The organism is Synechococcus sp. H55.2 (assembly GCF_047462495.1).
Lineage (GTDB): Bacteria > Cyanobacteriota > Cyanobacteriia > Thermostichales > Thermostichaceae > Thermostichus.
In genome coordinates this window covers 3,755-10,795 of the sequence record NZ_JANSJH010000085.1, presented here as the reverse complement: position 1 = coordinate 10,795, position 7,041 = coordinate 3,755, and the positions used below count along the sequence as shown (strand labels likewise).

Annotated in this window: 8 protein-coding genes and 1 pseudogene; 4 read left to right on the top strand and 5 right to left on the bottom strand. The window is 61.1% G+C overall.

Translation table 11 applies throughout. From position 1 onward, the window contains the following. From NW844_RS10145 to cysW, 3 genes are all read left to right on the top strand, one after another. Positions 1-495, top strand: a 495-nt coding sequence (locus NW844_RS10145) for a TOBE domain-containing protein (RefSeq protein WP_414335337.1), incomplete at its 5' end; no start/stop codon positions are given. A 6-nt stretch (positions 496-501) separates the two neighbouring features. Then, entirely contained in the window at positions 502-1,314 is an 813-nt protein-coding gene (gene cysT, locus NW844_RS10140; protein WP_414335336.1) for a sulfate ABC transporter permease subunit CysT, read from the top strand. Then, positions 1,304-2,143 (top strand): sulfate ABC transporter permease subunit CysW, encoded by an 840-nt coding sequence (gene cysW, locus NW844_RS10135; protein ID WP_414335334.1) that lies wholly within the window; start codon positions 1,304-1,306, stop codon positions 2,141-2,143. Before cysT ends, cysW begins: the two co-directional genes overlap by 11 nt. A gap of 103 nt (positions 2,144-2,246) precedes the next feature. On the opposite strand, the gene msrA is transcribed toward cysW, so the two are convergent. From msrA to sfsA, 3 genes are all read right to left on the bottom strand, one after another. After that, positions 2,247-2,915 carry a peptide-methionine (S)-S-oxide reductase MsrA gene (gene msrA, locus NW844_RS10130; RefSeq protein ID WP_414335345.1) on the bottom strand — a complete coding sequence of 223 codons (669 nt, stop codon included), beginning with the start codon at positions 2,913-2,915 and terminating at the stop codon, positions 2,247-2,249. A gap of 96 nt (positions 2,916-3,011) precedes the next feature. Continuing rightward, a complete protein-coding gene (gene xth, locus NW844_RS10125; protein WP_414335333.1) occupies positions 3,012-3,797 on the bottom strand; it encodes an exodeoxyribonuclease III in 786 nt (261 codons plus the stop codon). A 24-nt stretch (positions 3,798-3,821) separates the two neighbouring features. Further along, on the bottom strand, positions 3,822-4,541 hold the full coding sequence (gene sfsA / locus NW844_RS10120) for a DNA/RNA nuclease SfsA (RefSeq protein WP_414335331.1): 720 nt from the start codon (positions 4,539-4,541) through the stop codon (positions 3,822-3,824). Positions 4,542-4,736: 195 nt separating this feature from the next. On the opposite strand from sfsA, the gene NW844_RS10115 reads away from it, so the two are divergent. Beyond that, positions 4,737-5,333: an NYN domain-containing protein gene (locus tag NW844_RS10115; RefSeq protein ID WP_414335330.1), complete on the top strand. Its 597-nt coding sequence runs from the start codon at positions 4,737-4,739 to the stop codon at positions 5,331-5,333. A gap of 34 nt (positions 5,334-5,367) precedes the next feature. Here the strand turns inward: NW844_RS10115 and cbiE are convergent, their stop codons facing one another. Together cbiE and NW844_RS10105 are read right to left on the bottom strand one after the other, a co-directional pair. Then, complete coding sequence (gene cbiE, locus NW844_RS10110) at positions 5,368-6,615, bottom strand: precorrin-6y C5,15-methyltransferase (decarboxylating) subunit CbiE (RefSeq protein WP_414335328.1); 1,248 nt, start codon at positions 6,613-6,615, stop codon at positions 5,368-5,370. Continuing rightward, positions 6,616-7,041, bottom strand: a pseudogene (locus NW844_RS10105) (hypothetical protein); the annotation flags it as partial.

Genomic DNA, 7,041 nt, shown 5'->3' with positions numbered 1-7,041 from the left:
GCCATGGAGGTAGCCGACCAGATCGTGGTCATGAACCAGGGGCGGATCGAACAGGTGGGATCCCCTGCCGAGATCTACGATCACCCGGCCACTCCCTTTGTCATGAGCTTCATCGGCCCGGTCAACGAGCTCTCTCCCCGCTCCCTGTTATCTTGCCAGCTTCCCGAGGCCCAGGCGGGCCCGCACCAGCTCTTCTTGCGCCCCCACGATGTGCAGATCGAGGTCAACCCCAATAGCAGCGGCGTCTCGGCTTGGGTCAAAGAGATCATCCACCTGGGGCGGGAGATCCAGGCGGAGCTGATTCTCAGCGATGGCGGATCCCTGTGGGCCCACCTCAGCCGCGAGCAATATGCCAGCCAGCCGCTGCAGGTGGGGCAGCAGGTCTATGTCCGCCCCAAGGTGGTCAAGGCCTTTCCCCTCAAAAAAAACGATAAGAAAACTGCCATGACCCCGCTGGCAATGGCGGGACGGAGTCCGATGTCGCTGGGAGCTTGAGGAAAGTTGCAGCAAGCCGGGTTTCAACTGTCTTGGCCGTGGCGGCTGAGCTTGGGCTATCTCTTCCTGATGTTGGCCTTGCCGCTGGCGGCCTTGATCGCCAAGTCCAGCAGCGTCGGCTGGGCGGAGTTCTGGCGGATCGCGACGGATCCGGTGGCCCTCTCCGCCTATGAGGTTACTTTTGTAACCGCGCTGCTGGCGGCTTTGGTTAACGGCGTAATGGGCACCCTGACGGCTTGGGTGTTGGTGCGCTACGCCTTCCCCGGCAAAAAGCTCCTCGAGGGGTTGATCGATCTGCCCTTTGCCCTGCCCACGGCTGTGGCCGGCCTCACCCTGGCAACCGTTTACAGCAGCAACGGCTGGATTGGATCCCTTTTGGCCCCCTTGGGGATCCGCATTGCCTTTACCCGGCTGGGGGTGGGGGTGGCGATGCTGTTTATCTCTTTTCCCTTTGTGGTGCGGACGGTACAGCCGGTGCTGCAGGAGCTGGAACGAGATGTGGAAGAGGCGGCCTGGAGCTTGGGCGCCTCCCGCTGGCAGACCTTCTGGCGGGTGGTGCTGCCCCAGATTTTGCCCGCCGTGTTGACCGGCGTGGCCCTAGGGTTTTCCCGTGCTGTGGGTGAATATGGCTCCATTGTTATCATCGCCTCTAGCATCCCCTTCCGGGATCTCATCGCGGCAGTGCTGGTGATCCAGCGGCTGGAACAGTACGACTATGCCGGGGCAACGGTGATCGGGACGGCGATGCTGGGGATCTCGTTCTTGTCGCTGGTGGTGATTAACCTTCTGCAAGCCTGGGGAAGTCGCCATGAAACCTGACGGGATAGCGGGTGTCCAACCGGAGCCATCGACAAACCCTTGGCTGTCGGGCCTGTTGATCGGCATTGTCGGGCTCTACATCGCCCTGCTGCTTGGGATCCCGGTGGTGAACATCTTTTATCAGGCGTTTCGAGAAGGGATCCCAGCTTTTCTCCAGCACCTGACCGAGCGGGAGCTGCTCAGCGCCCTCCGATTGACGGTGCTGACGGCGCTGGTTGTTGTTCCCCTCAATACTTTTTTTGGCCTCTGCGCCGCCTTGGCCTTGGCTCGCCGCCGTTTTCCGGGGCGGGCTTTGCTGCTCAGCTTGATCGATCTGCCCTTTTCCATTTCCCCGGTGGTGGCCGGCCTGATGCTGGTGCTCCTCTTTGGCCGTCAGGGTTGGCTGGGATCCTGGAACCTGCGGGTCATCTTTGCCTTTCCGGGCATTGTGCTGGCCACGGCTTTCATCACGCTCCCTTTTGTGGTGCGGGAGGTACTGCCGGTGTTGGAAGAGGCCGGCAGCGAGGAAGAAGAAGCCGCCAAAACCCTGGGGGCCAATTCCTGGCAGATCTTCTGGCGCATCACCCTACCCAACATCCGCTGGGGACTCCTGTACGGGGTCATCCTGACCAATGCCCGCGCCATGGGGGAGTTCGGCGCTGTCGCGGTGGTCTCTGGCAACATCATTGGCCGCACCCAGACCCTTCCCTTATTTGTGGAAGATGCCTACCGCAGCTATGCCACGGGCTCGGCCTATGCGGCGGCAGTGGTGCTCTCCTTGCTGGCGGTGGTAACCCTGGTGGCCAAGGAGCTGCTGGAGCGGGGATCCCCTTCCCGCCGCATCTTCTAGACATCTTTTGGGATCCTTGCAATCAACGCTCTAACCCCCCTCTCCCTGAGGGAGAGGGGCCGGGGGTGAGGGCAGCCATGACCGTCATCGGCTAGGGTGTGGCTTAGACAGACTCGGTGAGGATCTCGGGCAGACAAACCTGGGTGCCCCCCAGGCCGCAGTAGCCGCGTGGGTTTTTGGCCAGGTACTGCTGGTGGTAGTCTTCGGCGTAGTAGAACTCTGGGGCGTCCAGGATCTCAGTGGTGATTTGGCCGTAGCCGTGGGCGCTCAGAGCCTGCTGGTAGAGATCGCGGGTTTTTTCCGCCAGCTCCCGTTGTGCCGGGGAATAGACGTAGATGCCGGAGCGATACTGGGTGCCCACATCATTGCCCTGGCGCATCCCTTGGGTGGGATCGTGGTTTTCCCAAAACACCTTCAAAAGCTGCAGGTAGCTAATCTGGCTGGGATCGTAAACCACCCGCACCACCTCGTTGTGGCCAGTCAAACCGGTGCAAACCTCCTCATAGGTGGGGTTGGGGGTATACCCGCCAGCGTAGCCCACGGCAGTGGTGAACACCCCGGGCAACTGCCAAAACTTGCGCTCCGCTCCCCAAAAGCAGCCCATGCCGAACAGGGCCAGCTCCATGCCCTCGGGAAAAGGGGGCTTTAGGGGCGTGCCCTTGACGTAGTGCCGGTTAACGATTGCCATTGGCTCGGAGCGGCCCGGCAAAGCCTCTTCCGGCGTGGGCAAGGTCAGCTTCTTGCTCAGTTTGCCAAAACCAAAGAGCGCCATGGCGGTAGCCCGATACATTCGTTAACATCTACCAGCCTAGCGTAGATAGCCGCTCTTGTCTCGAGAAAAGATTGGCAAGGGAGCGGCCTGGGGATTTCAGACCGCCAGCTCCACAACCACAGGGGCATGGTCGCTGGGCTTTTGTAGCCGCCGCGGCTCGACGTCGATCCAGCAGGCAGTGGCCTTGTCCTGGAGCGGGGGAGAAAGGTAGAGGTGGTCGATGCGCCAGCCGCGATTCTTCTGAAACCCTCCGGCCCGGTAGTCCCACCAGCTAAAATGTCCGGGATCCGGGTTAAACTTGCGAAAGGCATCCTCAAACCCCAAAGCCAGGATCTCCCGCAGGGCCTGCCGTTCTGGCTCCGAGGCCATGATTTCTCCGGCCTTTTGGGGATCGTAGATATCGCGGTCTTCCAGGGCAATGTTAAAGTCCCCACAGAGCAAGATGGGATCCCCTTGGCTGAGGGCAACGGCCAGGTAGTCCTTCAGCGTGGCCAGCCAGCGCAACTTGTAGGCGTACTTGTCGGATCCCACCGCCTCGCCGTTGGGCACGTAGAGGTTGAGAATGCGGATCCCGTGGTAGAGGGCGCCGATCAGCCGCTTTTGCTCGTCCAGGTCTGCAGCCGCCGACAGCAGCGCGCCAAACCCCCGCTCCACCTTCTCCGGCACCTCCCGGCTAATTACGGCCACGCCGTTGTAGGACTTTTGCCCGTACACCTCCACATGAAAGCCTCGCTCCTCAAAGGGGGCGCGGGGAAAGTCCTCATCCACCACCTTGGTCTCCTGCAAGCAGAGCACATCCAGGGATCCCTGCTTGTCTAGCCAAGCCAAAACTTGCGGCAACCGGGTGCGAATGGAGTTGACATTCCAGGTGGCCACTTGCATAGCAGCAGGTTCCCAAGACAACGCTCAGGCCACCATTTTGGCCAAACCCAGGGGATGGATCCCCTGGGGCGAGACCGCGATCCGGTAGGGCAACACCTCGACCCCCGCCTGCAGCGCCTGGCGAAACAGATGGGCATAGCGGGGATCCCGTTCTGCGCCAGGGGCGAACTCGGTGCAATCGGCACGGTTGATCCAGTACAGCAGCAGAGCCCGCTGCCCTTGCCGGCGGATCTCAATCAAATCTTCCAGGTGTTTTTGCCCGCGAGTCGTCACCGTATCCGGGAAGAGGGCGCGGGATCCCACGGCCCAGGTGGTATTTTTAACCTCTAGGTAGGCCAAGCCAGAGTCTCCTATCAGCAGGAAGTCGATTTTGCTCCTGCCGCAGGTCACTTCCCGTTGCCAACGAGAAAACCCCGCCAACTGGGGAAACCACCCTTGTTCCAGCCCCCATTCCACCAGGCGATTGGGCAGGCCGGTGTTGATCCCCACCCACACTCCTTCCACCTGGATCATCTCCCAGGTGTAGGCCAATTTGCGCTTGGGATCGGGGTGATGGGAGAGGTACACAGGTGCCCCTACCTGGCAAACCCCCGTCATCGGCCCGGTGTTGGGGCAGTGAGCGGTTACCTGTTGCCCATTTTCCAGCTCCACCTCGGCAAAGAAGCGCTTGTAGCGGCTGCGCAACACCCCTCTGTGCAGGGAGGTCGGGAAACGATAGGGCAGCGCCCCCTGTTGGCCTGTCATTCGCAAGAGCTCTCCGATAAGTATTTTTTCTTTAGGATTTTGGAAGTCTTCCAGGGGTGGGGTGTTTCCTGCGCTAGGGTAAATGACGTATCTCCCCGGCCAGGGCCTTTTTTTGCCGATGCCTTGTTCATATATCCTTTAATACCTTACCTTTTTCTATCCCTTTGCCAAAACCACTTGGAGAAGAAAAGCCGAATGTTGCGTCTTGACCCCGATCCCGGCTTTCAGCCTTCGGATCCGTTGCAGGACAACCGTGGTCGTGTGGCCATCTTCATCGACGGATCCAATCTGTTCTATGCCGCTCTGCAACTGGGCATTGAGATCGACTACACCCGCCTGCTGAAGACGCTAACCGGCCGTTCTCCCCTTCTGCGCTCTTTTTTCTACACCGGCGTCGATCGCAACAACGAAAAGCAGCAGGGGTTTTTGCTCTGGATGCGTCGCAACGGCTACCGCGTGGTTACCAAAGAGCTGACCCAACTGCCCGATGGATCCAAGCGGGCCAACCTAGATGTGGAAATTGCTGTGGACATGTTGTCGCTGGTGCGTTGGTACGAGACGGCAGTGCTGGTGAGCGGCGATGGGGATTTGGCCTACGCGGTCAATGCCGTCAGCTACCAAGGGGCACGGGTGGAGGTGGTCAGCTTGCGTTCCATGACCAGCGACCAACTGATCAACTTGGCAGATCGCTACATCGACCTAGAATCCCTCAAAGACCAAATTAAGAAGACCAATCGCCCCTCCTATCTGTACCGACCCGGGTTCACCACCGACGAGGAGGATGAGGGGTAATTTTTCTCTCACCCCCCACCCCAAAGGAGGGGGTTCAGCGAGATTGCAAAGTTGAAGGGATCCCCTGCAGCAGGTAAACGGGGTTAAGGGGGGCGAAGCGGGTGCCTTCTGCCAGGGCTGTGGAGCGGGAGATCTGGATGTGTTCTAGCCGCACCTGCCAGCCCTGCGAGCGCAGCCATTGCAGGGTTTCGCTGCAGGTTTCCAGGGTGGCAAAGTTGGCCACCAAGATCCCCTCAGGCTGCAGGCGGGCCGCCACCACCGGCAGCAGATCGCGGATCCCTTTGCCGCCTCCCCCCAGCAACACCCGATCCGGATCCGGCAAGTCGGCCAGCACCTGGGGCGCTGCCCCGGGGATCACGTGCAGGTTCTCCAGGCCGAAGCGTTGGCGGTTGCGCCGGATGAGACAAATACCCATGGCGTTGCGCTCAACGGCATAGACCTGGAGCTGGGGGGAGAGGCGGGCGATCTCTACGGCCACGGAGCCGGTGCCGGCCCCGACATCCCACACCACTCCCTGCCGCGGCAATTGCAAGGCCCCCAGGGTGAGCAGGCGGATGGGTTGCTTGGTGATCAGGCCGGGCTGGTCGGGAAAGGTGTGGAACTGGTCGTCGGGGATCCCGACTAGGGGCCAGCGGCGGGGATCCGGTTCCGGGTCAACGCGGCGCAACACCACCAGATTGGGGCTGGGGAAAGCGGAGTTCTCACCTTCCTGCAGAGGCAGGATCTGCTCGTGGGGGGATCCCAGTTGGCTGCATACCCAGCCCTGGTAGCGCACCGGCAACCGCAGGTCGGCAATGAACTGGGCCAAGCTGGCTGGCGTGTGCTCTGGGTCGGTAAGCACCACAATCACAGGGGATCCCTGTTTGAGAGCGGGTTCCAACGGCTCCATTCCCCGCCCGTGCAGACTGAGAATGGTGGCCTCCTGCCAGGGGATCTGCAGGCGGTTGAGGGCCAACTGCACCGAGCTGACTTGGGGGTAAAAAGCCAGTTGCTCCGCCGGGAAATACTGGGTCAGCAGGCGCCCAATCCCAAAAAACAGGGGATCCCCGCTGGCCAATAAAACCAGGGATCCCTGTGCCAGCTCCTTTTGCAAAAGCGGGATCCAACTTTCCACCGATCCAGTAAGCCGGATCTGGCGAGCCGGATGGTCGGCAAAGTGCTGCAGCAGGCTGGGGGGCCCGGCCAGGGTTTGCGCTTGGGAGAGGGGGGGAATCGCCCAAGAGGCCACCGAGCCATCTCCAGCTACCCCTACGACCGCAAGCTGAGGCAACCGGCTCGCCATCTAGCGTTCGACAGGCGGGTGGTACTGGCGCATGTGGTTGAGAAAATCCAGGCGCAGCTCCGCTACTTCCCGCTGCATCTCCCGCATTTCCCGAATAAAGCCCAGATGAGCCTCGATCAGGCGGCCATCCCGCTCCCGAAATTGCTCCATCATCATGGCTTGCGCTTCCCTCAGCTCGGCAAACCCGGCCTGCATATCGCGGCGAGACTCCTGGATGGCCCTCTCCAGCTCATCTCCCCGCTCTTCGTTCTGGCGAATCCGCTCCTGGTTGTGCTGAATTAACGCCCGGATCTCCTGGATTTCGGTCTGGAGCTGGGCTTCGATGGCCTGCCGCTCGGCTCGCATTGCAGCCATCTGGGCCTCAAAGCGCTCGGCGGCCCGCTGCTGTTCGGCCCGGATCTCGGCGATCTCGGCGGAGAAACGCTC